The sequence below is a fragment of the Arthrobacter sp. NPDC089319 genome (assembly GCF_040684925.1).
Taxonomy (GTDB): Bacteria; Actinomycetota; Actinomycetes; order Actinomycetales; family Micrococcaceae; genus Crystallibacter.
In genome coordinates this window covers 212,196-234,939 of the sequence record NZ_JBFBGZ010000002.1, presented here as the reverse complement: position 1 = coordinate 234,939, position 22,744 = coordinate 212,196, and the positions used below count along the sequence as shown (strand labels likewise).

The following is a 22,744-nucleotide window of genomic DNA, read 5'->3' as shown; positions in this document are numbered from 1 at the left end:
GCACTAGACAGCCCTCAAATCCAGATCAAGACCAACCAGCAGACGTCCATACATCTCGGCGGCGGGGTCGAAATCGCAGGCGGCGTGGTGGGAGGCAACGTGGACGTTGCGGAAAGTCGAAAGAAACTCGCTTTCTTCGTAGATGGCGCTTCCTCCAGCTGCATCGTACAAAGTCGTGACGGCGCGACGGAGCGAATCAATCGCATACACCGCCTGCCACTTGATCGCGGCGCGGTCCTCCAGCGCCGGCAAGCCGTCACGCTCGACAATTGCGTCGAAACGTTGAGCCGAATCGAAGAGCAGCATCTCACTTGCCTTTATGGCAGCGGAAACGCTCGCGATCCGGATCAGCTGCGCTTGCGATTCAGACTTTGCGCGCTCTGTGTAGCGCTCGGTGCGCTCGCGAATGCGGGCGACGTACAGCTCGAGAGAGCGCCTCGCGGCCCCGAGAATGGTGCTCGCAATGAGCACCGGAAATGCAGCGACAGTCGGCATCCGGTACAGGTTAGTAGCCTGACGCAATGCGGCGTCGGAGGGAACTTCCTGGTCCATTGGAACCGATACGCGGCTATCTGGGACGAAGATTTCTTTTAGTTCGACGTCGGGGGATCCGGATCCGCGCATTCCGAGCGTATTCCAGTTATTTAGCGAAGTCACGTCAGATCCGGGGCAGTACATCGCAAGCATTTGACCACGATTTCCCTCTTCGTCTACAACAAAGGTGCGGAACGTCAACCAGGAAGCATGTCGGATGCCGCTCACAAAGTTGAACCTGCCAGAAACTAACCAGCCACCGGAGACCTTTCGTGCAGTCCCGTTCGGCATGATGGCGCCGGCGATAAACGTCCCCGGATGGTGCTGGAACAGTTCATCTTGAATCTCTTCGTCGAGACCACCGAGTTGCCAGGCGTTTCCGTTCGCGAGCATTACGTACCAAGCTGCTGCGGGGCAGCCTTCGGCCACAATAGTTGCGGCCTCGAGTACAGAAGTGAGCTGACCTTCCCAGCCCCCGCAACGGCGCGGCACCAGAATCTGCAGGAGGCCTGCCTCTTGGAGCGCCTGGAAGGAATCATCACTCAGGTGTTTGAGCTGATCAGACTCCCGGGCATTAGCCCGGAGTCGTTCAACAATGGCCCGGGCCGACGCCACGATCTCAGAGTGGGTAGGGAGGGAAACGGAAACAGCTTGATTCATGTGATTTCCTTCAGTTTGGTGATGGTAACTGGTTGGGCAGTCCAACACAGCTGGAGAAAATCCGCGCATCTCAACGGCCGACCCAGTAGACGACGTACTGTCCTGACTGTTCGTTGCGTTCACGAGCACCTCTGCGAGGAAATCATGTGACGGTGTACCGAACTCCGAGACCAGAAGCGCCTCTGCTGCATCGACGAGATGATCGTGTGCGGCACGGACTGCTCGTTCTCGATCACCCGCCTCGATTGCAGCGAGAATGGCGTGGTGGGCGTCGAGCGCGAGCTGCGGCGTGGTCGGCTGTGCGAGAGCTTCCTCTCGCAGTCGAGCCATGTCCGGCTGGAGACGAGTCATGAAGTCTGCGAGCGTCGGGTTATGGGCGGCTGCGAGCACCGCGGCGTGGAAAGCAATGTCGCCTTGCTCCCCCGACTCGCCATCAGCGATCTCTCGCTCCATCATGTTCAATGCATCGCGGATGGCCCGAAGGTCAGCCGGAGTACTTCGCTCCGCTGCGAGGCCAGTGATGAACGGTTCGATTGCGAACCGGGTTTCCATCACGTAGGGAAGGTCCTCAGTAGAATCGATGAGGGCCTCCGCCAGGTTCGACGCAACCTGTCCCGGTTCACGGTCAATCAAATACGCCCCGGATCCGTGTCGAATTTCAATCAGACCTCGGGTTTGCAAGGCCGACAAGGCCTGACGTAACGAGTGACGGCTTACCCCCAAGCTCGCCGACAGTGCGCGCTCTGATGGGAGACGGTCGCCAACGTTCAGAACGCCTTCTTTGATCAACTGGGTAATTCGATCATTTACCTGCTTATACAACGGCCGTCGAACCATCGGGCTCAGCAAGAGATCGCTCGCGGCTTCTCCGAGAAGTTCACTCGTATCTTTCTGCATGCCCGAAATGATTGCAGCAGGTTCAAGTCAATGTCAACCAGTTTCAACCAGTTTCAACCAAAGTGGTTGCACTACTGGACCACTTGCATTATCGTCATCGTATTCACCGCTACTGTGGCGCAAGGGAGACAAAGGAGTTGCCCACCACAAACCGCCGCACCGCCAAGGATCTGAACGATAAATCCCCTCATGCTTCTTTTAACCCGAGTTAATTGCATGCCCTTTCGCTTCTCATCTCCGTCCAAATGATGACGTCTTAAACCGCTTCTACGAATGGTGGTCAACTCACATGGATAGTGCTCTACTGAACACGCTCGACCAAGGCCTCATTTTGGCCTTTGCCGTCATAGGCGTGCTCCTTACGTTTCGAATTCTCGACTTCCCGGACCTCACTGTTGAGGGCTCATTCCCTCTGGGAGCGGCTGCCCTATCAACGTTCCTCGTTGCGAACATGAACCCGTGGATGAGCTTGATCGTCGCGGTCCTTGCCGGCGCTGTCGCAGGTGCGGTGACCAGCTTCCTCATAACCGCGTTACGAATAAATGAAATTATCGCCGGCATCGTTGTCGCCGCTGGAATGTATTCGGTCAACCTAGTAATAATGGGGGCACCGAACAAGAACCTCCTCGGGCACGACACGATCTACAGCGTCGTTCTCGGATCACTCGGGATCACCGAGGGTAGCCTCAGTCGCGCAGCAGTTACTTTCATCCTGCTGGCAATCTCGGTAGTCGTGCTCATTTGGTTCCTCCGCACGGATCTTGGACTGACTATCAGGGCCGCAGGCGCCAATCAGCGCATGGTGCGCGCACTCGGCATGAACACCAGTATCAGCCTCATGGTCGGGATGATGATCGGCAACGGCTTCGTCGCAGCTTCCGGCGCGCTGCTCTCGCAGGCTCAAGGTTACGCCGATGTGAATATGGGCGTTGGAACACTGGTTGCCGCAGCAGCAGCAGTAATTATCGGCGAGACAATCTTCGGCAGACGGAGCTTGCTGATCTGGTGCTCCGGTGCAGTGGCCGGCGCGTTGATTTACCAGGGTCTACTGAACGTTGCCCTCCGACTCGGTATGCCCGCGTTCTACTTCAAGGGAGCCACGGCAGTCCTCATGGTGCTTGCTCTCTACGTCCCAACAGCGATCGCTCAGTACCGTGAGCGGAATCGCCCCTTCCGCGAGGAGGATCTTGATTCCCGTCCCATGAAAGCGAGCGTCCAGTGAAGCAAGTCACAGCTGTCCACGTCGACAATGCCTCTCAGATCTATTTCCCTGGCACGGCGAACCAAGTTCGAGCTCTTCGCAATCTGACGTTGACTATCGCCCCCACTGAGTGGGTGGCGGTGATCGGCAGCAATGGCGCCGGCAAATCGACGCTTCTGCGCACAGTAGCCGGGCTCGAGCGTCCAGCGCGGGGTCGCGTAGAGCTCGATGGGCGCGACGTCACGTCCTGGCCTGAATACCGTAGGGCAAGCATCGTCGCGCGAATCGACCAAGACCCTGGCGCAAGCACCGCTCCCACACTGTCCATCGAAGAGAATCTCGCAATCGCGTACATGCGCGGCAAGCGCCGCTTTCTCAGGCTCGGTGTAACCCCCGCTCGCAGCCGCACTTTCCGTGATGCCCTGGCGGTTTGCGGACTGGGGCTCGAAGATCGCCTCCAGTCACCGGTCGGCAATCTCTCGGGCGGGCAGCGCCAAGCTCTCGGCCTCGTCATGGCCACGCTCAACACGCCAAAGGTCCTACTGCTTGACGAGCACACGGCCGCGCTCGACCCAAAGGCTGCGGCACAGGTGATGGAGATAACTGCACGCCAGGTGCGAGAGCGTCGCCTAGCAACACTAATGGTCACTCACAATATGCAGCATGCGATCGACTACGGGGATCGCCTCGTGATGATGCACCGCGGCGAGATTGTGCTCGATGTTAGGAACCCCGCGAAAGCTCAACTCACCGTATCGAAACTCGTCGAACGGTTTCATGAGGTCTCTGGCGAGTCTTTCTCGAACGACCGCAGCCTCCTCGCCCCCTAACTCATCGGCTCTATGAAATTCCCGCACCGACAACTATTCACAAGATTGGAAAACCATGAAGAAATCCATGTTGCCCACGGTGTCAATTGCAGCACTCGCGTTCGCGTTGACTGCCACAATGTCGGCTTGTGGACAGCCCGCGTCCGGCAGTGCTGAAGATTCGGCAAAGGTGCCGACTATCGGCATCAGTACTATCGTTTCGCACCCCGACTTGGACGCACTTATCGACGGCATCAAGGATGGGCTGGAAGAACAAGGATATGTCGAGGGTGAGGACGTCAATGTGGAGGTCCAGAACGCCCAGGGTAATATTTCGTTGACGACCACCATCGCGCAGAAGTTCGTGGAAGACAAGGTCGACGTCATCGTCGGCGTCAGCACTCCCAGCTCGCAAGCTGCCGTCAAGGCCACCGAGAACAGCTCTATCCCAGTTGTTTTCAGCGGCGTATCCGCGGACCCGTCCTCTGCGGGGCTCGCCAAGCCCGGCAATGAGTCGTTGGGGCGTTTGGTGACCGGCGTGTATACACCTGACACCATCGAAGACCAGCTCGACCTCTTCGCAGAACTGACGCCGAGCCTCGAACGCCTCGGCTTCCTGTACAACCCCGGAGAACCTAACTCCGTTCAATCACGAGACCTAGTCGAGGCAGCTGCCAAAAAACGCGGCTGGACCATCGTCGACGGAACAGTAGCTTCAAGTAACTATGTCTCCACAGCAATGGATGCGCTGGTCGGCAAGGTCGATGCTGTTCTCCTCCCTCAGGACAACACCGTGATGACTGGCCTACAGACACTGATCAAGACCGCTTCTGAAAAGAAGCTGCCTCTCTACACATCTGACACTAGTTCAGTGGAGGATGGTGCTCTCGCCACCGTAGCAACTAACACCTATGAGCAGGGTAAGCAAACCGCGACTATGATCGCGGGCATCCTCCAAGGCAAGTCAGCTAACGACATCACTCCAGAACCGGCTGGTCAGGTGACCACGTGGGTGAACACGACGGCAGCCGACTCAATGGGGGTCACGGTTCCGGCTTCGATTCTGAACTCCGCTCAAATCGCAAAGTAGTACGAGAACTCCGTTCGGGTGCCGGGAACCGTACGAGTCGAGTCAGTCCAGGGTCTGACGGGCTCGATCCTCGTCTCAATGAGAGACTTTCTGCCACTCGACGAGTTCCCACGCCAGATCGGCTGCGAGAGACGCTGCCACGTAACCCTAACAACGTGCATCGCTTCATCCTGCACAAAGAGGCAGTACTCGAAGCAGAAATTCAGACGTGGCAATCAATATCTTGGAAGGAAAAGTCAATGATGACCCTACAGGCAGAAAAGGCTCTGTCGGCCGAAGATTTTAAGTTTGCGTTTCGTGGGCATCCCGCTGGTGTTGGAGTGGTCACCGCCGACATCGGAGAAGGGCCTGTCGCTATGACCGTAAGTTCGCTCATCTCGGTCGGGATCGAGCCGCCAACTTTGGTCTTCTCAGCTTCCGGGATCTCTTCAGCAGCACCGAGCATACTCAAGGCTAAAACGGTTGTCGTGCACCTCCTTGGCGCCGAACAGCTCGAACTTGCAAAATTAGGAGCAACAAGCGGCGTTGAGCGCTTTGGTGAGAAAATAGGCTGGAGTCGCTTGCCGAGCGGTGAACCCTACTATTTGAATGTACCTTCATTGATTCGCGGGCGCGTGAGCCGGGTCGTACCAGTTGGTGGATCGCACCTTGTCGTGGTCGAAGCTCTCCAAAGCAACCCACATGGCCCCGAATCTGCAGAACAAATCCCGCCGCTCGTGTACCACAATCGCTCATGGCATGCTCTCGGCGAGCAGTCCAAACTGCAGTGAGCATTCTCCATGCATTCCGAAGATATCAATTCGTATTTCCCATAGTTGTGAGTAGCAGCAGATGGTAAGCCTTCCAGGGACGCTGCGGACTCTTGGCGGCGCGGGGAGGAGCCGTAGGAGACGCCGAGGCGTCTCGGGCTTGCGCTGCTTCGCCGCTCCGGCGGCTCTGGGCTCCAAAAAACTGATACCGAGCGACATGACCGCAGTCCGCTGATCATACTTTAGAAGGAGAAAAAGTATCCATGGTTGCCAATATCGCTCTGCCAAGAATCATGAAAGTCGGAGGAGGCGCCGTCCATCAGACCGGGAAACTCATCAGCGAGCTCATGCGCCAACGGCCGATGATCGTTACCGACTCGTTTATGCTATCAACCGGCGTCGTGGACGTCATCGCCCAGTCCATACGTGACAGCGGACTGGAACCTGCCGTTTTCACGGGGACTGTTCCGGATCCGACAACTCATTCCCTGAAGCAGGGTGTCAGCGCTATACAGGACCATCAGGCGGACGTGCTTATCGGAGTCGGGGGCGGAAGCGCGATCGACACGGCTAAGGCTTTGGGGATACTCAGCCGTCAAGGCGGGCAGATGCGCGACTACAAAGCTCCCCGAATTAACAATGGGGATGCTATTCCGGTTGTGGCCGTTCCCACCACTGCGGGTAGTGGCTCCGAAGCGACGCAATTTACGATCATTACGGACTCCGAAAGCGACGAGAAAATGTTGTGCGCGGGTATCGCGTTCCTTCCCGCCGCCGCAATTATCGATTACGAAATCACTCTGTCCATGCCTCCTCGCCTTACCGCAGATACGGGCATTGACGCACTTACACACGCGGTTGAAGCGTATGTAAGCCGGAAAGCGAATCTATTCTCCGACTTCTTCGCCCTGTCCGCGGTTAAGGCTATTGGTGAGAACCTCCGGCGGGTAAGTACCGACGGCACCGATAGGCAAGCTCGGGAATCCATGATGCTGGCAGCCACTCAGGCGGGCATCGCCTTTTCAAACTCAAGCGTCGCGCTTGTCCACGGGATGAGCAGACCGATCGGGGCGCATTTCCACATCGCCCACGGCATGGCGAACGCCATGTTGTTCCCGACTGTAACTGAGTTCTCGGCGCCAGCCGCTCAGGACCGGTATGCCGACTGTGGCAGGGCACTGGGGGTTGCCACGGCCGATAGCTCAAACGCCTACGCCACCGACGCGCTCATCAACGAGCTTCGCGCACTCAACCACGATCTCCAGGTACCCACGCCTCACACTTTCGGCATCGACCGTGACGCCTGGGCAAAAAAGACGCCGCTGATGGCCGAGCAGGCGTTGATGTCGGGCTCCCCCGCCAACAACCCGCTTGTTCCCAACGCGGAACAAATCGAGGGCCTCTACATGGAGATCTACGCCTAACGAATGCCCTGCAACTATCCGGGTCACGCCTAATACCTGGCGTCCAAGCCGGAACTGGCATCACCGCCATCCTGGCCCGCAACCCCGGCAAGCCGGTGCACGCCGTGGTCCGTGGTCGGCTCGGTCAATCCCGAGCTGGCGGCTACGGGGAGAACTTTGCCAGCATCACTGTTGCCTCGAATACTGACGGCATACGAGCGGCCGGCGTTCAGGGTTGCCTGCGCTGCCAGGCCCATAAGTCGCTGACCAGCGGCTTGGGGCTTTCGATAGACACAACCTTCGGCGGGCGCCTGGCCGCGTTCCCCACCGTCGCCCAGTCGCCCGCCTGTCTGCGAACCGCACACCCCGGCTCCTCAGCCGTTGACCGCTCCCGCACACCGCCGGCCCCTCAAGCCTCGACGGCAAGAGGGAAGCATGCTTAGTATTTAGGGGCATGCAGTCCGGGCCGCGGGAGTCTGCCGCAGGTACCGGCCACCACCGGCAACCCACTCCTAGGCGGCGATAGTGAAAGCAATGGTGTACCGCGGTCCGTACAAGGTCCGCGTCGAAGAGAAGGACATGCCCCCGATCGAGCATCCCAACGATGCGATCGTGAAGGTCCAGGCGGCGGCAATCTGCGGATCGGACCTGCATCTGTACCACGGCATGATGCCGGACACGCGGGTGGGCATGACCTTCGGCCACGAGTTCATTGGCGTGGTGGAGCAAGTGGGCCCGTCGGTGCAGAACCTCAAGCCCGGAGACCGGGTGATGGTGCCGTTCAACGTGTACTGCGGCTCCTGCTACTTCTGCGCCCGGGGACTCTACTCCAACTGCCACAACGTCAATCCGAACGCCACCGCCGTGGGCGGGATCTACGGCTACTCCCATACCTGCGGCGGGTACGACGGCGGCCAGGCCGAGTTTGTGCGCGTCCCCTTCGCCGACGTCGGGCCCTCCATCATCCCCGAAGGGCTCGACGACGAGGATGCCCTGCTGATGACCGACGCGCTGGCCACCGGGTACTTCGGGGCCCAGCTGGGCGACATTGCGGAGGGCGACACCGTCGCGGTCTTCGGGGCCGGACCGGTGGGTTTGTTCGCGGCCAAGTCGGCCTGGCTGATGGGCGCCGGGCGGGTCATCGTGATCGACCACCTGGACTACCGGCTGGAGAAGGCGAAAACTTTTGCCCAGGCCGAGACGGTCAACTTCGCCGAGCACGACGACGTCGTCGTACACATGAAAAAGACCACCGACTACTTGGGCGCGGACGTGGTGATCGACGCCGTGGGGGCGGAGTCGGACGGCAACTTCCTCCAGCACGTCACGGCCGCCAAGCTGAAGCTGCAGGGCGGCTCGCCCATCGCGCTGAACTGGGCCATCGACTCGGTGCGGAAGGGCGGCACCATTTCAGTCATGGGCGCCTACGGTCCCATGTTCAGCGCCGTGAAGTTCGGCGACGCCTTCAACAAGGGGCTGACGCTCCGGATGAACCAGGCCCCAGTCAAACGCCAGTGGCCCCGCCTGCTCGAGCACATCCGGAACGGCTACCTCAAGCCCAGCGACATCATCACGCACCGCATCCCGCTGGAACACATCGCCGAGGGATACCACATCTTCTCCGCCAAGCTGGATAACTGCATCAAACCCGTCATCGTCCCGAACGCGGGCTAAGGAAAGGAAGACGCGATGCCCTACCGCGCCGAAAAACCCGGCACCCGGCCCAGCAGCGAAGAACTCCGCGCCCGGATTCCCGGCTGGGGCGCCGACCTGGACCCCAAGGACCGGCCGGCCGTGCCCCGCGAGCGGTTCGACCCGGGCGCTTCCGGTGCGCACTGGGACTTCCCGGAGCGGCAGCCGGAGAAATGGCCGCGCGAACGCTCCATCGAACACCAGCAGCTGACGCCGGCTTTCGGCACCTCCGCTCCCCCGAAGCTGCTCTCCGGCGCGATGCGCAAATACGCCTACCGCCGGTTCAGCGAAGGCCGCGCCGCCCACTGGCTGATCCTGCTCGCGGCGGACCGGGTGGACGCTTGGGAAAGCCACCTCCGTTCCTTCGCCTCGCTCCGTCCGGACAACCCGGTCACGGAGAGCGGCGTATTCGGCGAAATCGGGAGCAAGGCCTTCAGCTCACGCTTCGGCCGCAACCGCGCCGACGTCAAGCACCAATGGCTGGACCCGGTGATCGTCGCGGGCCCCTGGCTGCTCGCCGGCGGCGCCGCCGCCGTTGTGGCACTGCGCGTGCTGGCGAAGTCCCGGAAGTAGCCGGCTCTTCCCGCCCCTGGCTCAGCCGGGGGTGAGGACGCAGAACTCGTTGCCCTCGGTATCGGCGAGGCAAACCCACGGCACGTCACCTTGGCCGAGGTCGGCCTCGGTAGCGCCCAGCGCGCGCAGCCGGGCCACCTCGGCCCCCTGATCATCGCCGGGATACGGCTTCAGGTCCAGGTGGACCCGGCCGCACGCCGCCCCATCAGGCGTGCGGAGGAATTCCAGATACGGGCCGACGCCCTCGCTTGAGCGCAGCCGCGCATGATTGTCGGTCGCCCTGTGCAGCGTCCAGCCCATCGCCTCGCCCCAGAACCGGGCCATCGCCCGGGGATCCGAGCAGCTGACCATCACCGCGGCTATCGGCCCGGTGTCCCGGTAGATCGGCCGCGGCTCCAGCACGCAGAACAAGTTGCCCTCCGGGTCTGCCATCACCGTCCACGGCACGTCGCCCTGGCCGATGTCCGCGGGCGTCGCACCGAGATCCCGCAGACGGGCGACCAGCTCCTCCTGATGGGCCTCGGACGTGGTGGCGAGATCGAGATGGGCGCGGTAGTTCACCGTCTCCGGGTCCGCGACTTTGACCACGTCGATGCAGACGGCGGAGGGGTCAGGCCAGTCGAACCCCACCGGCTCAACATTGGTGACGCCGGGCCCCTCGCTGGAAACACCCCAGCCGAGCGCGTCCGCCCAGAACCTGCCGAGAGCCGAGTCGTCCCCCGCCTTGAAATTCACCTGAACCAGTCGCAGCGCCATACCGCCCGACCCTATACCGAAGAAAACCTGATGGGGAGGAGGGGTTAGGCCTTCGAGGTGCTTAGCCGCTTGTTTTCCAGTGCCTGGTATGGGGCCGTGACGGGTGCCGCCGCCTGGGGTTTGTTTTCCGGCGCCGCTAGGACCGCGCCGTGCGGGTCGTTCCGGCACTGGCCCGGATGATCGAGCGAGCTGCACTGCGCGCATGGGTCACCGGGTTGCTAGGCTCACCGCGGAGCAGGCTGGCGAGCACACCGTTGTAGAGCAGCAACAGGACCGCGGCAACCGAGGCCGGGTCCGGGCAGCCCGCCTCCTTCGCCAGCCTCGCCAGCCGCTCCGTGATCATCTGCGTGTCCTGGCGGATCAGCTCGAACACCGGGTCGTTTTGGCCGGCTGGCGGCGCGGGGCGTTCCGACGCGGTGGCGAGGAAGCTGCACCATTGGGTCGGATTGGCGGAGGCCCGGAAGGTATCAATGGCGTCGAAGACCGCCAGCAGTCGTTCCTCTGGGGTGGTGGCGCGCGCGATTGCTTCGTCCCAGTGCCGGGTCCAGTTGTCCAGCCGCCGGGCGAGCACTTCGCGCAGCAGGTTGTCCTTGGAACCGAAGTGTTTGTAGAGCGTCACGATCGCCACTCCGGCCGTTGCCGCCACCCGGTCCACGCCGGTCACGCTGATGCCTTGTTGGAAGAACAGCTCCTCGGCCGCATTCAGGATGCGGTCGCGGGTATTCAAAGGGGGAGCCATGGGACTAGTATAACGCTCGTTATGGTGTAACGGTCGTTATGCTGTCGGAGGCGGGATGAGCAGGGACACTATCGGCACCCAGGCCCGGGATGCCGGCCTCGGGGTGGCGTTCGCCGGGATGCTGTTGATCGCCGCGACTTACGGCATGGCCCGCTTTGGGGTCGGCCTCTTCGCTCCGCTCTTGGCAGTGCAGCGGCCGGAACTTACCGAGGTTCTCGGCTGGGCGGCCGCGGCGCAGTTCACCTCTTATTCCTTGGCTGCGCTGGCCGCCGCACGGTTCGTTGACCGCGCTCCCCGCGTCGGCCTGCTGCTCGCCGGTGCCACCGCTGCCCTTGGATGTCTGGGGGTCGCTGCCGCGTCGTCGCCCTCCATGTTCGTGCTGGCCGTCTTTATCGGCGGAATGGGCGGGGGCTTCGCTTCGCCGGCCTTGGTTCCGGTGATTGACGCGGCGGTCCCACCTCGCACCTCCGCGACGGCGCAGTCGCTGGTGAACTCCGGCACAGCGGTCGGGGTTATTGGCGCCGGAATGGTAGCCTCGTCAGCCGCTTCGGTCGGTCCGGCCTGGGTGTTCATGGGGCTGCTGTGCGCAACGACGGCGGTGGCAGCCTGGCATTTCGCGCGGCCGCGGGCGGAAGTTGGGCTTTCCGCCCGCGCTGCTGCGGGACCGGCCGCGAGGCTCACGGCCAGCAGGGACAGGGAACCCGCGTCGATACTCCAAGCCCGCATCGGGACGTGGCACCTTCTGGCGGCCCCCGGTGTAGCAGCGGTCATTGCCGGCGCCGGATCGGCCCTGATCTGGACGTTCGGACCACTGCTGCTCACGGCGGCCGGATCCGTCGCGCCCGAGCGGGCCGGGTGGCTGTGGATCGCCCTAGGCTTGGGCGGTTTTCTCGGCGTCCTCACCGGATCGCTTGTCCGGCATCTGGGCACGCGGGGCGGATGGTGCTTCTTCGCCGGCGGCCTGGCCCTGGCCAGTGCGGGCGTCGCGGCATCCATGACAACAGGCACCGAATCGATCGCCTATGCCAGCATGGCCGTCTTCGGCGCCTGCTACATGGGCCTCTCCGGTGTGCTCATCCTTTGGGCCCGCGACGTGTGGCCTGCAGCGCGGGAGCCGGCACTTCCATGCTGTTCATTGCACTGGCAACGGGCCAAGCGCTCGGGTCGGCAGGCTTCGGGCTGGCCCGCGGGGCCGCGCCATCCGTTGCCCTCGCGACTCTAGCCGCCGGCATCCTCGTCCTCGGCGGCCTTATCGGGCTGATCAGTAGACGGCGGCCCGCCGCCTAATCTGCGAGTTCGACGACCTCGAACTCGAGCAACTCCGCGCCGCTGGCCACCGGCCGCTGGTCACTGTTGTGGTCCCGCGGCGCCCGGTTGTCACGCCAGTTCTCAAAGTCCTCGCGCGTAGCCCACTGCGTGTACACGAAGTAGCGGTCCTCGCCTGCAACGGGACGCAGCAGCTGGAAGCCTTCGAATCCCGGAGCGGAATCAACCGCATGCTTGCGGGCTGCGAAGCGGGACTCCAGCTCGGTGCCTGAACCCTCCGGGACCTTCAGCGCATTAATGACGACGATGGACACGATGCTTCTCCTCTCGGGGCCCGAAACAGTCCGGGCCGTACCGCCTCCACGCTACCCGGGGCTGCACCATCCTGTGCAGCTTCGGGTGGGCCTAGTTAGAAACTGCTTCATCATCGTAAACAGAGACCGTCGGCTCGATTCGGTCCGGCTGCACAACCTCGCACCACGCCTCGAAACCGACCTGGAAGGCAACGATGCCCGCTTCTGGCAGTGCGATCTCGATGGCTTCCAAGATCTCTTCGGGACTTACGCCGACCTTTAGGGCCACCTGAATGTGGCTCTTAATTTGCGCTTTACCGGCACGCAGGACTGTCAGACTCAATATGAACAACAGTTCCTTGGTTCCCCGGTCCAGTCGGCGCTGTTGTAGATAGGCCGCGGAAACCAGCGAGTTGGTGGCCTGCAGGACCGGGAAGTCTGCCGCAGCCATGTATTTGTGATAATCCAAGACGTAGCCGCGTTCGGCAGCCATTTCATTGACGTAATCCTGTGCTGCCGATGTAGGCATGGCGAGTTCCTTTCGCGCTCTACGGCTCTGTTACCGGAGATCGATTCAAGCTGGCACTGAGATCGATAGCCGCCTGGTGCACTCGTTTGCCGATGGTTTCGAGGGCATCATGCTGGATTCGATATTGCGGTCCGGCCACGGACAGGGCTGCCACCACTTGTCCGCCGACAACCACCGGCGCAGCGACGGCGCATACTCCGTCGTCCAGTTCTGCCCTACTGATCGTGAAGGGCTGTTGCTGCTGTACTTGCAGTGCGCCGACGAAGTTGTCCACTTGTTCGCCCTGCAAGGAAGGAACCATCCGGGTCAAGTAGCGGCGGATCCAGTTCTCCCCTTGGCTGGCTAGAAGCAACTTCGCTCCTGCACCCCGGTGGAGTGGCAGAATTTCTCCTGGAGCGTACGAAATCCTGACCGTCATGTCGGACTCGCGAATCGCCGTGCAGGTGGCGTAGTCGCCGGAGCGTTCGATCAAGAGGGCTGTTTCCCCTGTGCTCTGCCTCAACTCCTCCAGCACAGCCTCACCTTCCAGTCGCAAATGCGTGGACGTGTTTACCGACTGAGCTAAGGCAAGCACTCTGGTAGTTAGGACATATTGGCCTCCTCCGGCCTCTGCCACCAAGGCCAGTTCCCGGAGAAGGGAGACGTAACGATAGGCAGAGGGGATGGAGATTTCCACGAGCGAGGCGATCTCCTCCACTGTTAATGACGGTCTTTCCTCAAAGAGCATCAGGACGTTGAGGACACGCCGGGCGCTGTCGACGCCTGGGGTTTTCCCGCTCATCGCCATAACGTTCCGCCTCCCTTCTTTACTGGATAGCTTCGGATAATACAGTTACAGAAAGCGGCTGATCCGTTTGGTTAGGAATCAAACGTTGCCACGAGCCGGGCCTGCTCCAATATATTCTCGGAATAGGCGGCAAGGAACTCTTCCCTCGTCGGTGTGGCCTCCACGGACGTATCGAGTGCATATACCCAGAAATAGTAGTGATGCGTTCCGTGCCCCGCAGGCGGCTGCGGTCCGCTGTACTCCTTAGCGCCCATGGTGTTCGGGCCCAGCCGGAGCTCCCCGCTCAGTTCGCCTTCCTCGGGGTTGATCCCGTAGACGACCCAGTGCGTGAACCCGTTGGCCAAGGGTGCGTCAGGGTCGTGCATGATCAAGGCGAGTTCTACGGTTCCAGCAGGAATTCCGGAGACCGAGACGCTGGGCGTTTGGTTGCCGAAATCAGCAGCATACGTATCTGGAATACGGCTTCCTTGGCGGATGTCGCCGGCTGTTACGTTGAGATCTTTGATATTCAACGGCATTAGAACGTTTTACCTTTCATTTGGTGGGAAATTTGCGAGAAGGGCTTCCAGCACCACTTCCGGTGCGGCTTCTGGGATGTAGTGGTCGCAGTCGGGCACGGTGACGTAGTCGAAGTCCGGCCGGAGCTCCTTAGCCAGGAGAAAAGCACGCTCGGAGACGATGGCGCTTTTCTCCCCACGAACCACCACCACCGGCCCGCGGACCTCGGTGAAGGCCTCGCGGAAATCCGTGCGGAAGCTGTCGACCGTCCCTCTCATGGCTTCCGGTTCGGCCAACGGCAGGTAGTGCTTGCCACGCTTTTCATACCCGTAGAGTGCCCGGGCTTCAAGCGCTTTCCTCGGTGTTCGAGGGTAGCGCTCGGCCAGGTAATCAACAATCTCGTCGAATCCGTTGAACTCTCGGTGACCTCCCAGGACGCGGTGTTCCAGGTTATCGATTACTTCGGGTTCCACGAACGGCAGGTAATCAACGGCGATGACTCCCGCGATGCGCTTTGGCTCCATGGCGGCTGCAACAATGGCATTGCGAGCGCCCAGAGAGTGACCAACGAGCACCACGTCTTCCAGACCGAGATGCGCCGCCAGACCGAGTATGTCGCGAGCGAAATCCCGCTGCGAGTAGCCGCGCTCTGGCTTGCTGCTTCGGCCATGCCCACGCTGGTCCACCGCGATCGTGCGGTAGCCCTCGCCCAGACCCGCCATCACACCGTCCCAAACGCCGAGACTGGCTGACGTGCCGTGGAGGAAAAGCACCGGCCGGCCCTGGCCGGAATCCCGGAAGCAGATCTTGGTGCCCGCGATGTCGGCGTACTGCAGTTCTGCGGTTTTCATCTGTCAGACGGGAGTGATTTCGGACAGTGTCTTGCGAACAGCGACCAGGCCCTTGATGATGTCGGCACGTTTGGCTTCCACTTCCCCTTCACCGTAGTCATACAGGCCTTGGCCGCTCTTCATGCCCAGCTTTCCACTGGAAGTCAGCGACTTCACGAGGTCCGGAACGTCGGCGCGCGCATCCAGATCCTGGTTTAGGTAACTTGCCACTGACTCGTAAATGTCCAAGCCCGCCATGTCCACCAAGCGCATCGGGCCGATGACGGCAAGTTTGTAGCCGATCCCCCACTTCACGCAGGTGTCGAGATCCTTCTGGGTAGCGATTCCTTCCTCCAGCAGGGCCATGCATTCGCGCAGGATCGCATAGAGCACGCGGTTCTCGATGAATCCGGCTTTTTCCTTCTGCCGCACCGCCTCATAGCCGAACGATTCGACAATGGTGACGAGTTCCTTTTCGACCGTTTCGGTAGTCTTCTCGCCCTTGATGACTTCGATCATAGGAATGAGGTGTGGCGGGTTGGACCAGTGCATGCCGATGAAGCGCTCGGGGTTCTGCATGCTTTCGGCCATCGTGGTGATCGGGATACCGGAGGTGTTGGTCGCGATGATGGTGGTGGGGCTGACTATCTCCTCAACCTGCTGAAGCACCATCCGCTTCAGTTCCAGCTTCTCCGGCACTGCTTCGATCACCAGGTTGGCGCCCTCCAAAGCAAGGCGCTGATCTGTCTGGTAGGTGACCGATCCGCCCTCGACCACGGGGGTACCGAGGTCATCGAGCGCTGCGGTTGCACCATCAATTACTTTTTTCGCCCGGTCCAGAGCGTCCTGACTAATGTCGTTCAGCCGGACCTGGCTGCCGCTGCGTGCCAGAAGCGCTGCGATACCGGGTCCCATGCTCCCCGATCCGATGACTGTGGTGATGGTAGGGATTGCCATGTCTCTCCTTGTTTCTTTCCGGCTGGTGGTTACGGGCAGTCACTTCTCCAGGCGGTCAAGCTGGCGGTTGTAGTAGTTCCAGAAGTTGTTCCGCGCCTTGGGCCGGTAAATCTCCTCGATCTTGAACGCGGTTTCTTCGGCGGAGGGGAGGGTGTATTCCAGCCCGGAGGTGGCCAGCGTGAGGTGGAACTTGCAGGCTCGCTCAAGGAAGACGCCGGCCAAGGTCACGTCCTGGACCGTGGAACCCACGAAACTGCAGCCGTGGTTGCGCAGCAATATCGCCAGTGAATTCCCCATGGCGTTCGCATGCTCCTTACCGAGCTGCACGCTGGTGATGATGTTCGACGTAAGGTCAAAGCGCGGGACACCCTCCTCCGCGAACCAGACCCCCTCGTTGGTATACGGGCCGAATTCGGCGGTGGTCGTGGCAAAAGCAGTTGTGTAGAACGGGTGGGAGTGGCCGATAAAGTTCACATCCGGGCGTGCCAGGTAAAGCTCGGAGTGAAGAGGCCATTCCAAGTGCAGGATGCCCTTGCCCTCCAGCACATTGCCCTCGAAGTCGACCAAGATGAAATCGTCGGCTTGTACCTCGTCCAGGCCCAGGTTGCCCCGCTTGAGCCACATCCCGCGGCCTTCCGGGTCCCGGTAGCTCATGTGGCCCAGGGACATGTCACCGTGGCCTTCCATTTCCAGAATGCGGTGTGCCCGCGCCAACTGGTGGAGCGTGCTGTAGACCGACTGGTCGTTGCTGTACAGGTTGTTGAAGTCTTGCATTGGAATCTCCTTGCTTGGTGTGTGATTGGGGTCAGGACGCGGAGGCCCGGAATTCGGCGACGGTCATGCCTCCGACCCGTTCGTGGATACGACCGCCGGTGGAAACCGCGGCGCAGATTAGCAGTTCGTCGGCCCGGGGGCCGTCGGGAACCTGGAAGGGAATCGCATCGTAATGCGAACGCACATAGACCTCATCCTTGAAAGCCAGCGGGATGTCGATTGCAGTACCCGCGGCCGCTGTCTTGGTCGTGGACGAAATCCAGGCTTTGCCTCCCCCGACGGCGTCGCGGAAAGCGTTGCCGAAAACGGTGGTGATGCACGCAACCACATGGTCTTGCTCGCCCGCGACACCGGCGATGCCGCCCTTGCCATATCCTTCAACTTCGCGGCCGCCGAGCAAAGCAGTCGCTCGACGCCCCAACTCCGTGCCGAGGGCCGCGCTCGGGTCGGTCAGCGGCGAGAGGTCATGGACGTACTGGCCGGCGAAGGGGTTTTTAATGATCACGCCCACACAAGCCTTGATTAGCGGTTGTTCGGCCGCCGGCCCGCCTTCGTGGACGATTTCTTGAACAGTGCTCTGGAAGGCACGGACCTCGTAGAAGTCCCCAATCAGGTAGGTCATGCTTTGGCTCCAATCAGTGCGTGACGGCCAGGATCCGTGGGATCGTACTTTGCCGTTTCAAGGTTTTCGTCAGTGAACTGGTTGCCCTGTGACATGCCGCGGTTTGCCGCATAGTCAGCTGAGCGACGCTGGCAACGGTCTGTGATCGGATGCTCAAGCCGGTCCCATTCGACCAATGCGTCGGGCAGATCGCTCACGCTGGCCTCAGTCGCAGCCACGGCCATGGTGTAGGCGTTTTGCATGGCGCAGCCGGCCCCTTGTGCCAGCGCTGGGCACATGGCGTGAGCGGCATCGCCGATAAGGGCGACCCGACCCTGGCTCCACTTCTCCAGCACGGTTGTTTGGTAGCCGTAGTACTTGGGGTCTGGCGCGGTGGAGGCCGCCTTGAGGACAGGGGCAAGTTCGGGATATGCCGACGTCCAGAGGTCAAGGTCAATGGGTGTGCGGCTTCCCTGTTCGTCGGCGCGCGGCGCACCGAGGGCAATGTACAGTTCACGCTCGTTGCACGGTACATAAAGGACGCGCAGGTAACGCGGTTCCAGGTTCCAGAAGTCGATGACGTTGTCCCACTCGCCTTCGCCCAGCTCCTCTTTCAGCCGCGGGACTAGGAAACGGGTGATACCGTCGCGGGACTTCCACCGCTCCTGCTCAAAGCCGATGGAGTCACGGACCTGAGACTTGACGCCGTCCGCTCCCACAACCAGGTCTGCCTCGAGCGTTTGCCCCGAGGCCAAGGTCAGGAGCCCCTTCGGCGAAGCCCCGACCACCTTGGATCCGGTCACAAGTTCGACGCCGGCGTTCTGCGCTGCACCAAGCAGGCTCTTATAGAGGTGCGGCCGGGTAGCCGTGCGCCAAAACAGTCCGCCGAAATCCTCTCGGGAGACACTTTCATGGTGCATGCGCGTTTCGTAGAATGGCGGCGTCATGGAGTCTTCCATGACTGCGTCGAGGGCTCCGATGGCTTCCAGAACCTTGAGGCTGTTGTGCCACAGCACGATTCCAGCGCCCTGTTCGCGCAGTTCAGTTCCGCTCTCATGCACGCGGACTGTCCATCCCATACGGGCCAGTGCCGTCGCTGCGGTCAGGCCGGCAAACCCTGCGCCGGCGATCTCCGCGTGCCGCCCGTTCTTGCCTGTAGGCATCAACATTTTGTCCTTCCGGTCCGGTTACTTGGCATTCGAGTTCTCGACGAACTCATTCGTGTAGACGTCCGACGCCCCGGGGGTCGTCTTGATGACACCTTGGTCCGAAAGGATCCCGATGGTGGATTCCCACATCTTCTCGTCCATGGCCCCGAGCCCGTGCTCTGAGGTGTTGTCGGATGTAAACGTGTGATCGATGTCAGCCTGCAGCTGCTTGGCGAACAGCTCTTCATTTTCAGCAAGTTCCGCCGAGGTGCCGGCCAGCAATGCTGCCGTCTCTTCCGGATTTTCTGCCACCCACTCGAAGGCCTTCAGGTATGCATTAGTGAACCGCTGCACCAGGTCCGGGTCCTTCTCGATGAGCTCATCGGTGGTAAAGAGTCCGGAACCGTAGGCGTCATAGCCAAAGTCGGAACCCATCATGATGCTGAGCTTGCCCTCGCCACCGGCGTGCTGCTCCAGCAGGGGGACCTCGGCATCGACGTAGCAGACGACGGCGTCAACTTGTCCCTGCATCAAGTAGTTCTCGTAGGGCGGCGTGACCGTTAGTTCGGTAACTGCCTTCTTGTCCACACCGTTTGCGGCTAAGAGCGCTTGGTAGAAGATATAGGTTGAACCGGCAGGGTGGACGCCCATGGTCAGTCCGGACAGGTCGGCGGGGCTCGTCAGTTCCACGTTGTCCTTGAGGGAACACAATCCCAGGGGCGAAACCTGATTGACGGCTGCGATGGCCTTGACTTTGACGTCCTGGGTGCGGGCCGTGACCAGGGAGGGCAGGTCGGCGAATCCAAAGTCGGCACCGCCGCTTCCCACCAGGCGGAGCGTATCGGGTGAGCCGCTGCCCTTGTTGATGGCCTTGACATCGATGCCCTCTTCTTCGAAGTAGCCCTTCTCTTGGGCTACATGGAACATCGCGTGGTTGCCGCGTACCTGGTAATCGAGCTGCACGGTCACTTCGTCGAGACCGTCGGCTGGCGATTGGGCAGCGGAACCGCTGGAGCAGGCTGCAAGGAAAAGAAGGCTTCCGGCCGCGCAGGTTGCAGTGAAAGAACGAGAAAGACGCATTGATTTCTCCTTAGCGGGAACTAACTGGTTAGTTGGTGGACTGCAGGGCTATGTGGGGGAACTTGCGGACCAGCAGGTACTCTGCCAGCGACATTGCGTAGTAGAAGACCAAGCCCAAAAGTGAGACCAGGATCAAAGCGGCGAACATCAGCGGAGTGTCGAGCTGGGTGGAGGCGAACTGAATCAGGTAGCCGAGCCCGGCCTGTGCGCCGGCGAACTCCGCCACCACTGCACCGATAACCGCGAAGGTGATGGCAATCCTCAGTCCCGCAAACAGGTACGGCAGCGAAGTCGGGATCTGGACCTGCGTGCAGACCTGGTTTTTGGAGGCGCCAACGGAGCGCATAAGCAGCAGTAGCTCCTTGTCGATGCTCTTCAGTCCGACCAGCATGTTTAGAGTGATCGGGAAAAACGCGATGACGACGATCAGGACAATTTTCGGAGCAAGCCCGTACCCAAACCACAGGATGAAGATCGGTGCCAAAGCCACCTTGGGAACAACCTGAAAGAGTACAATCAGCGGGTAGAGCGCTCGTTCAAGCCAACCAAACCTTGCCAATGCGACCGCTATCGCGATACCGACAACGATGCTGATGAGGAAGCCGTAGAGAATCTCTTCGGTCGTTACCCAAGCCGCTTCAGCGAGCAGCTCCCGCGATATCCACATCTCGGCGATGAATTCGCTGGGCTTGGCAATGACGAAGCTGGAAAGATTGAGCAGGTCGACCGTTATTTCCCAGATCGCAACAACTGCGACAAAGACCGCGAGGCTCGGCCAATTTTGATTTAGCCAGGATTTGATTTTCCGACCTGGGACTTTTTCTCGTGTCGTCTGTTTTGGAAGGTCGCGACGTGGCATATCGTCTCCACTGTGAAGTGCTTGGACAGTGCGTCCGTTTCGGCTTTCCGGCATTACGCCACCACCTTCGGTTCAAGCTGATGCCTTAGATGGGCGGCGTATTCCTGGAAAGTGGGATCGTCGAAAACATCGAGCGTGCGCGGACGGGGCAGGTCGATTTCGAGGGTTTCAACAATGCGTCCCGGGTTAGTTCCCATGACATGGATGACGTCCGAGAGGAATACGGCCTCCGGGATCGAGTGCGTGACGAAGACAATCGTCTTCTGGGTCTCTGCCCACACGTCGGCTAAACGCAGGTTCATCTCATCGCGCGTGATCGCATCCAGCGCTCCGAACGGTTCGTCCATCAGCAGGATCTGCGGATCCAGCGCCAGAGCTCGAGCGATGGATACGCGCTGCGCCATGCCGCCGGAGAGTTGATGCGGCAGCTTGTTCGCAGCAGCAGTGAGCCCCACCATCTCGAGGGCTTTGGCAGCAGCCTCATCGATGTCCGCGCCGCGCTTCTTGCGCGTGGCAATCTGGCGCAGCATGCGCACGTTGTCGATCGCGGACTTCCACGGAAGCAGCGCTGCCTTCTGAGGAACCAGACCGAATTGACGGTTTTTTACCGCATCAGCGACCGGCATTCCATTTACTGACACGTTGCCAGACGAAGCTTCTTCAATACCGCCCAAAATTTTTAACAGCGTGCTTTTGCCGCAGCCTGAGGGCCCCAGCAAAGATACAAAACTCTGCGGTCGGATTTCTATGTCCAGATCTTCAAGAACAGTTACTGCTGAACTGCCGGATCCATAACGCTTTTCCAACCCTTGGGCTTTGATACCTTCGAACTCCATAAATTGCGCCTCTCCGCTAGATAGCTCATGGGTTCTCACGATGTGATATCTCTCTCTTAGATGACGAGAATACCGGGGCAATCAGATTCGGTCAATGGATTTTCCGAAATCTTTTTTGGACCACTCCCCGAGGGAACTGTGGCCCCAAGACCCTTCGCCACTCCGGCCCGCGGCAACAGTGAGCGCGACGCACCCCACACCCGGCAACCAGGCCGGCGAGGGGGAATCCGAGAGCGGCGGGTGGACATAAAGCTGGCCGGGACACCCCTCGACCCTCGTAGTCGACGGGATGGCGGCGGGCACGGCAGGGTGCTATCCGGTCAGATGCGCCGGCCTCAGGCGGAACCCAACTTCGAGTGAGACAATACATACGTATGCATGGAATGTTGCCGCAGGGGCCGTCGCTGTGATCTGTGGGACGGCTACCGCCACCCCAGGCTTCAGACAAAGGAGACGCCATGACGTTCCCGGTTCTTCAGGACAAAGTCGCCATCGTGACAGGCGCAGCGCAAGGCATGCGCGTCCGGCGGCGGGGAAGCCTTCTTCGTGAAGGTCGACGTTTCCCAGGGTGAGGACGTGAAGGCAATGGTCGCCGCCACCGTCGAGAAGTACGGCCGGCTCGACGTCGCAGTAAACAACGCAGCACTCACCCCCGTCAGTCGCCGCTCCACGAGATGGACGAGCAGTACTGGGACCGCCTGATGTCGGTGGACCTCAAGGGCGTCGCCCTCAGCCTCAAGTACGAAATCCAGCAACTCCGCGCCCAGGGCGGCGGCGGATCGCTCATCAACTTTTCCTCGGTGAGCGGCTTCCGCCTGCAGCCGGGAAACCCGGCCTACATCGCCGCCAAGCATGGCGTCGTCGGCCTAACGAAGGCAGCAGCCCTCGAGAACGGTTCTGAGAACATCCGCGTCAACTCGGTGGCCCCCGGCGCCATCGACACCCCCATGCTGCGCGGAGCGCTGGAAGAGATGGGCATCGACCCGGAGGCCTACGCCCCGCAGCTCAGCCTGCTCAACCGGTTCGGCGAAGCCCGAGAGATCGCCGAGGCCAGCCTCTGGCTCGCCTCCGACGCATCGTCGTACGTCACCGGCACCACCATCCACGCAGACGAGGGCTACACCTCCCACTAGAGGAAGTGCGATGAACCCATAAACGGCCCGGGCCTGCCGATGCAGGACCG

General features: G+C 60.9%; 24 protein-coding genes and 1 pseudogene. 9 read left to right on the top strand and 16 right to left on the bottom strand.

Annotation, left to right across the window (positions count from 1 at the left end; genetic code table 11):
- Positions 1 to 3: 3 nt before the first annotated feature.
- Complete coding sequence (locus AB0N75_RS03895) at positions 4 to 2,091, bottom strand: FCD domain-containing protein (RefSeq protein WP_364645381.1); 2,088 nt, start codon at positions 2,089 to 2,091, stop codon at positions 4 to 6.
- A gap of 289 nt (positions 2,092 to 2,380) precedes the next feature.
- On the opposite strand from AB0N75_RS03895, the gene AB0N75_RS03890 reads away from it, so the two are divergent.
- The 7 genes from AB0N75_RS03890 to AB0N75_RS03860 all read left to right on the top strand — a co-directional run bounded on the left by AB0N75_RS03890 (position 2,381) and on the right by AB0N75_RS03860 (position 9,608).
- Complete coding sequence (locus tag AB0N75_RS03890) at positions 2,381 to 3,313, top strand: ABC transporter permease (protein ID WP_364645378.1); 933 nt, start codon at positions 2,381 to 2,383, stop codon at positions 3,311 to 3,313.
- Positions 3,310 to 4,122 (top strand): ATP-binding cassette domain-containing protein, encoded by an 813-nt coding sequence (locus tag AB0N75_RS03885; protein WP_364645375.1) that lies wholly within the window; start codon positions 3,310 to 3,312, stop codon positions 4,120 to 4,122. Before AB0N75_RS03890 ends, AB0N75_RS03885 begins: the two co-directional genes overlap by 4 nt.
- 55 nt (positions 4,123 to 4,177) lie before the next feature.
- The gene (locus AB0N75_RS03880) at positions 4,178 to 5,191 is read left to right on the top strand and encodes an ABC transporter substrate-binding protein (protein ID WP_364645372.1); all 1,014 of its coding nucleotides are present in this window, start codon (positions 4,178 to 4,180) and stop codon (positions 5,189 to 5,191) included.
- A 155-nt stretch (positions 5,192 to 5,346) separates the two neighbouring features.
- A complete protein-coding gene (locus AB0N75_RS03875; RefSeq protein ID WP_364645369.1) occupies positions 5,347 to 5,961 on the top strand; it encodes a flavin reductase family protein in 615 nt (204 codons plus the stop codon).
- 242 nt (positions 5,962 to 6,203) lie between these two features.
- Complete coding sequence (locus AB0N75_RS03870) at positions 6,204 to 7,364, top strand: iron-containing alcohol dehydrogenase (protein ID WP_364645366.1); 1,161 nt, start codon at positions 6,204 to 6,206, stop codon at positions 7,362 to 7,364.
- A 504-nt stretch (positions 7,365 to 7,868) separates the two neighbouring features.
- Positions 7,869 to 9,017, top strand: a complete 1,149-nt coding sequence (locus tag AB0N75_RS03865; RefSeq protein ID WP_364645363.1) for a zinc-dependent alcohol dehydrogenase — start codon at positions 7,869 to 7,871, stop codon at positions 9,015 to 9,017.
- A gap of 15 nt (positions 9,018 to 9,032) precedes the next feature.
- Complete coding sequence (locus AB0N75_RS03860) at positions 9,033 to 9,608, top strand: hypothetical protein (RefSeq protein ID WP_364645360.1); 576 nt, start codon at positions 9,033 to 9,035, stop codon at positions 9,606 to 9,608.
- Positions 9,609 to 9,629: 21 nt separating this feature from the next.
- Here AB0N75_RS03860 and AB0N75_RS03855 read toward each other — a convergent pair whose 3' ends face one another.
- Both AB0N75_RS03855 and AB0N75_RS03850 read right to left on the bottom strand, forming a co-directional pair.
- Positions 9,630 to 10,364, bottom strand: a complete 735-nt coding sequence (locus AB0N75_RS03855; protein ID WP_364645357.1) for a VOC family protein — start codon at positions 10,362 to 10,364, stop codon at positions 9,630 to 9,632.
- 136 nt (positions 10,365 to 10,500) lie between these two features.
- Positions 10,501 to 11,103 (bottom strand): TetR/AcrR family transcriptional regulator, encoded by a 603-nt coding sequence (locus AB0N75_RS03850; protein WP_364645354.1) that lies wholly within the window; start codon positions 11,101 to 11,103, stop codon positions 10,501 to 10,503.
- Positions 11,104 to 11,158: 55 nt separating this feature from the next.
- Here AB0N75_RS03850 and AB0N75_RS03845 point away from each other — a divergent pair, with 55 nt between their 5' ends.
- Positions 11,159 to 12,325, top strand: coding sequence for an MFS transporter (locus AB0N75_RS03845; RefSeq protein ID WP_364645351.1), 1,167 nt, complete (start codon positions 11,159 to 11,161; stop codon positions 12,323 to 12,325).
- A 61-nt stretch (positions 12,326 to 12,386) separates the two neighbouring features.
- On the opposite strand, the gene AB0N75_RS03840 is transcribed toward AB0N75_RS03845, so the two are convergent.
- The 13 genes from AB0N75_RS03840 to AB0N75_RS03780 all read right to left on the bottom strand — a co-directional run bounded on the left by AB0N75_RS03840 (position 12,387) and on the right by AB0N75_RS03780 (position 22,211).
- On the bottom strand, positions 12,387 to 12,683 hold the full coding sequence (locus AB0N75_RS03840; RefSeq protein ID WP_364645348.1) for an antibiotic biosynthesis monooxygenase: 297 nt from the start codon (positions 12,681 to 12,683) through the stop codon (positions 12,387 to 12,389).
- Positions 12,684 to 12,774: 91 nt separating this feature from the next.
- Positions 12,775 to 13,191, bottom strand: coding sequence for a carboxymuconolactone decarboxylase family protein (locus AB0N75_RS03835; RefSeq protein ID WP_364645345.1), 417 nt, complete (start codon positions 13,189 to 13,191; stop codon positions 12,775 to 12,777).
- A 19-nt stretch (positions 13,192 to 13,210) separates the two neighbouring features.
- Positions 13,211 to 13,972 carry an IclR family transcriptional regulator C-terminal domain-containing protein gene (locus tag AB0N75_RS03830; RefSeq protein WP_364645342.1) on the bottom strand — a complete coding sequence of 254 codons (762 nt, stop codon included), beginning with the start codon at positions 13,970 to 13,972 and terminating at the stop codon, positions 13,211 to 13,213.
- Between the two features lie 77 nt (positions 13,973 to 14,049).
- Entirely contained in the window at positions 14,050 to 14,496 is a 447-nt protein-coding gene (locus AB0N75_RS03825) for a YbhB/YbcL family Raf kinase inhibitor-like protein (RefSeq protein WP_364645339.1), read from the bottom strand.
- Between the two features lie 9 nt (positions 14,497 to 14,505).
- On the bottom strand, positions 14,506 to 15,327 hold the full coding sequence (locus AB0N75_RS03820) for an alpha/beta hydrolase (RefSeq protein ID WP_364645336.1): 822 nt from the start codon (positions 15,325 to 15,327) through the stop codon (positions 14,506 to 14,508).
- Positions 15,328 to 15,330: 3 nt separating this feature from the next.
- On the bottom strand, positions 15,331 to 16,263 hold the full coding sequence (locus AB0N75_RS03815; protein ID WP_364645333.1) for a 3-hydroxyacyl-CoA dehydrogenase NAD-binding domain-containing protein: 933 nt from the start codon (positions 16,261 to 16,263) through the stop codon (positions 15,331 to 15,333).
- Positions 16,264 to 16,302: 39 nt separating this feature from the next.
- Positions 16,303 to 17,037: a class II aldolase/adducin family protein gene (locus AB0N75_RS03810; RefSeq protein WP_364645330.1), complete on the bottom strand. Its 735-nt coding sequence runs from the start codon at positions 17,035 to 17,037 to the stop codon at positions 16,303 to 16,305.
- 31 nt (positions 17,038 to 17,068) lie between these two features.
- Positions 17,069 to 17,659 (bottom strand): amino acid synthesis family protein, encoded by a 591-nt coding sequence (locus AB0N75_RS03805; protein WP_364645327.1) that lies wholly within the window; start codon positions 17,657 to 17,659, stop codon positions 17,069 to 17,071.
- Positions 17,656 to 18,801, bottom strand: coding sequence for an NAD(P)/FAD-dependent oxidoreductase (locus AB0N75_RS03800; RefSeq protein WP_364645324.1), 1,146 nt, complete (start codon positions 18,799 to 18,801; stop codon positions 17,656 to 17,658). Before AB0N75_RS03800 ends, AB0N75_RS03805 begins: the two co-directional genes overlap by 4 nt.
- 24 nt (positions 18,802 to 18,825) lie before the next feature.
- Entirely contained in the window at positions 18,826 to 19,866 is a 1,041-nt protein-coding gene (locus AB0N75_RS03795) for an ABC transporter substrate-binding protein (RefSeq protein ID WP_364645321.1), read from the bottom strand.
- Between the two features lie 28 nt (positions 19,867 to 19,894).
- A complete protein-coding gene (locus AB0N75_RS03790; RefSeq protein WP_364645319.1) occupies positions 19,895 to 20,725 on the bottom strand; it encodes an ABC transporter permease in 831 nt (276 codons plus the stop codon).
- 53 nt (positions 20,726 to 20,778) lie between these two features.
- Positions 20,779 to 21,561 (bottom strand): ABC transporter ATP-binding protein, encoded by a 783-nt coding sequence (locus AB0N75_RS03785; protein ID WP_364645316.1) that lies wholly within the window; start codon positions 21,559 to 21,561, stop codon positions 20,779 to 20,781.
- Between the two features lie 440 nt (positions 21,562 to 22,001).
- Entirely contained in the window at positions 22,002 to 22,211 is a 210-nt protein-coding gene (locus tag AB0N75_RS03780; RefSeq protein ID WP_364646014.1) for a hypothetical protein, read from the bottom strand.
- Here AB0N75_RS03780 and AB0N75_RS03775 point away from each other — a divergent pair.
- A pseudogene (locus tag AB0N75_RS03775) lies at positions 22,108 to 22,694 on the top strand (SDR family oxidoreductase). The gene AB0N75_RS03780 and the pseudogene AB0N75_RS03775 overlap by 104 nt on opposite strands.
- Positions 22,695 to 22,744 lie beyond the last annotated feature (50 nt).

What these genes read in the sequence shown, in the direction of transcription:
- AB0N75_RS03835 (WP_364645345.1), bottom strand. Translation starts at nt 13,191, where the DNA reads ATGCCTACATCGGCAGCACAGGATTACGTCAATGAAATGGCTGCCGAA.
- AB0N75_RS03820 (WP_364645336.1), bottom strand. Translation starts at nt 15,327, where the DNA reads ATGAAAACCGCAGAACTGCAGTACGCCGACATCGCGGGCACCAAGATC.
- AB0N75_RS03890 (WP_364645378.1), top strand. Translation starts at nt 2,381, where the DNA reads ATGGATAGTGCTCTACTGAACACGCTCGACCAAGGCCTCATTTTGGCC.
- AB0N75_RS03795 (WP_364645321.1), bottom strand. Translation starts at nt 19,866, where the DNA reads ATGCGTCTTTCTCGTTCTTTCACTGCAACCTGCGCGGCCGGAAGCCTT.
- AB0N75_RS03790 (WP_364645319.1), bottom strand. Translation starts at nt 20,725, where the DNA reads ATGCCACGTCGCGACCTTCCAAAACAGACGACACGAGAAAAAGTCCCA.
- AB0N75_RS03800 (WP_364645324.1), bottom strand. Translation starts at nt 18,801, where the DNA reads ATGCCTACAGGCAAGAACGGGCGGCACGCGGAGATCGCCGGCGCAGGG.
- AB0N75_RS03830 (WP_364645342.1), bottom strand. Translation starts at nt 13,972, where the DNA reads ATGAGCGGGAAAACCCCAGGCGTCGACAGCGCCCGGCGTGTCCTCAAC.
- AB0N75_RS03825 (WP_364645339.1), bottom strand. Translation starts at nt 14,496, where the DNA reads ATGCCGTTGAATATCAAAGATCTCAACGTAACAGCCGGCGACATCCGC.
- AB0N75_RS03815 (WP_364645333.1), bottom strand. Translation starts at nt 16,263, where the DNA reads ATGGCAATCCCTACCATCACCACAGTCATCGGATCGGGGAGCATGGGA.
- AB0N75_RS03845 (WP_364645351.1), top strand. Translation starts at nt 11,159, where the DNA reads ATGAGCAGGGACACTATCGGCACCCAGGCCCGGGATGCCGGCCTCGGG.
- AB0N75_RS03895 (WP_364645381.1), bottom strand. Translation starts at nt 2,091, where the DNA reads ATGCAGAAAGATACGAGTGAACTTCTCGGAGAAGCCGCGAGCGATCTC.
- AB0N75_RS03810 (WP_364645330.1), bottom strand. Translation starts at nt 17,037, where the DNA reads ATGCAAGACTTCAACAACCTGTACAGCAACGACCAGTCGGTCTACAGC.
- AB0N75_RS03860 (WP_364645360.1), top strand. Translation starts at nt 9,033, where the DNA reads ATGCCCTACCGCGCCGAAAAACCCGGCACCCGGCCCAGCAGCGAAGAA.
- AB0N75_RS03855 (WP_364645357.1), bottom strand. Translation starts at nt 10,364, where the DNA reads ATGGCGCTGCGACTGGTTCAGGTGAATTTCAAGGCGGGGGACGACTCG.
- AB0N75_RS03805 (WP_364645327.1), bottom strand. Translation starts at nt 17,659, where the DNA reads ATGACCTACCTGATTGGGGACTTCTACGAGGTCCGTGCCTTCCAGAGC.
- AB0N75_RS03880 (WP_364645372.1), top strand. Translation starts at nt 4,178, where the DNA reads ATGAAGAAATCCATGTTGCCCACGGTGTCAATTGCAGCACTCGCGTTC.
- AB0N75_RS03850 (WP_364645354.1), bottom strand. Translation starts at nt 11,103, where the DNA reads ATGGCTCCCCCTTTGAATACCCGCGACCGCATCCTGAATGCGGCCGAG.
- AB0N75_RS03785 (WP_364645316.1), bottom strand. Translation starts at nt 21,561, where the DNA reads ATGGAGTTCGAAGGTATCAAAGCCCAAGGGTTGGAAAAGCGTTATGGA.
- AB0N75_RS03870 (WP_364645366.1), top strand. Translation starts at nt 6,204, where the DNA reads ATGGTTGCCAATATCGCTCTGCCAAGAATCATGAAAGTCGGAGGAGGC.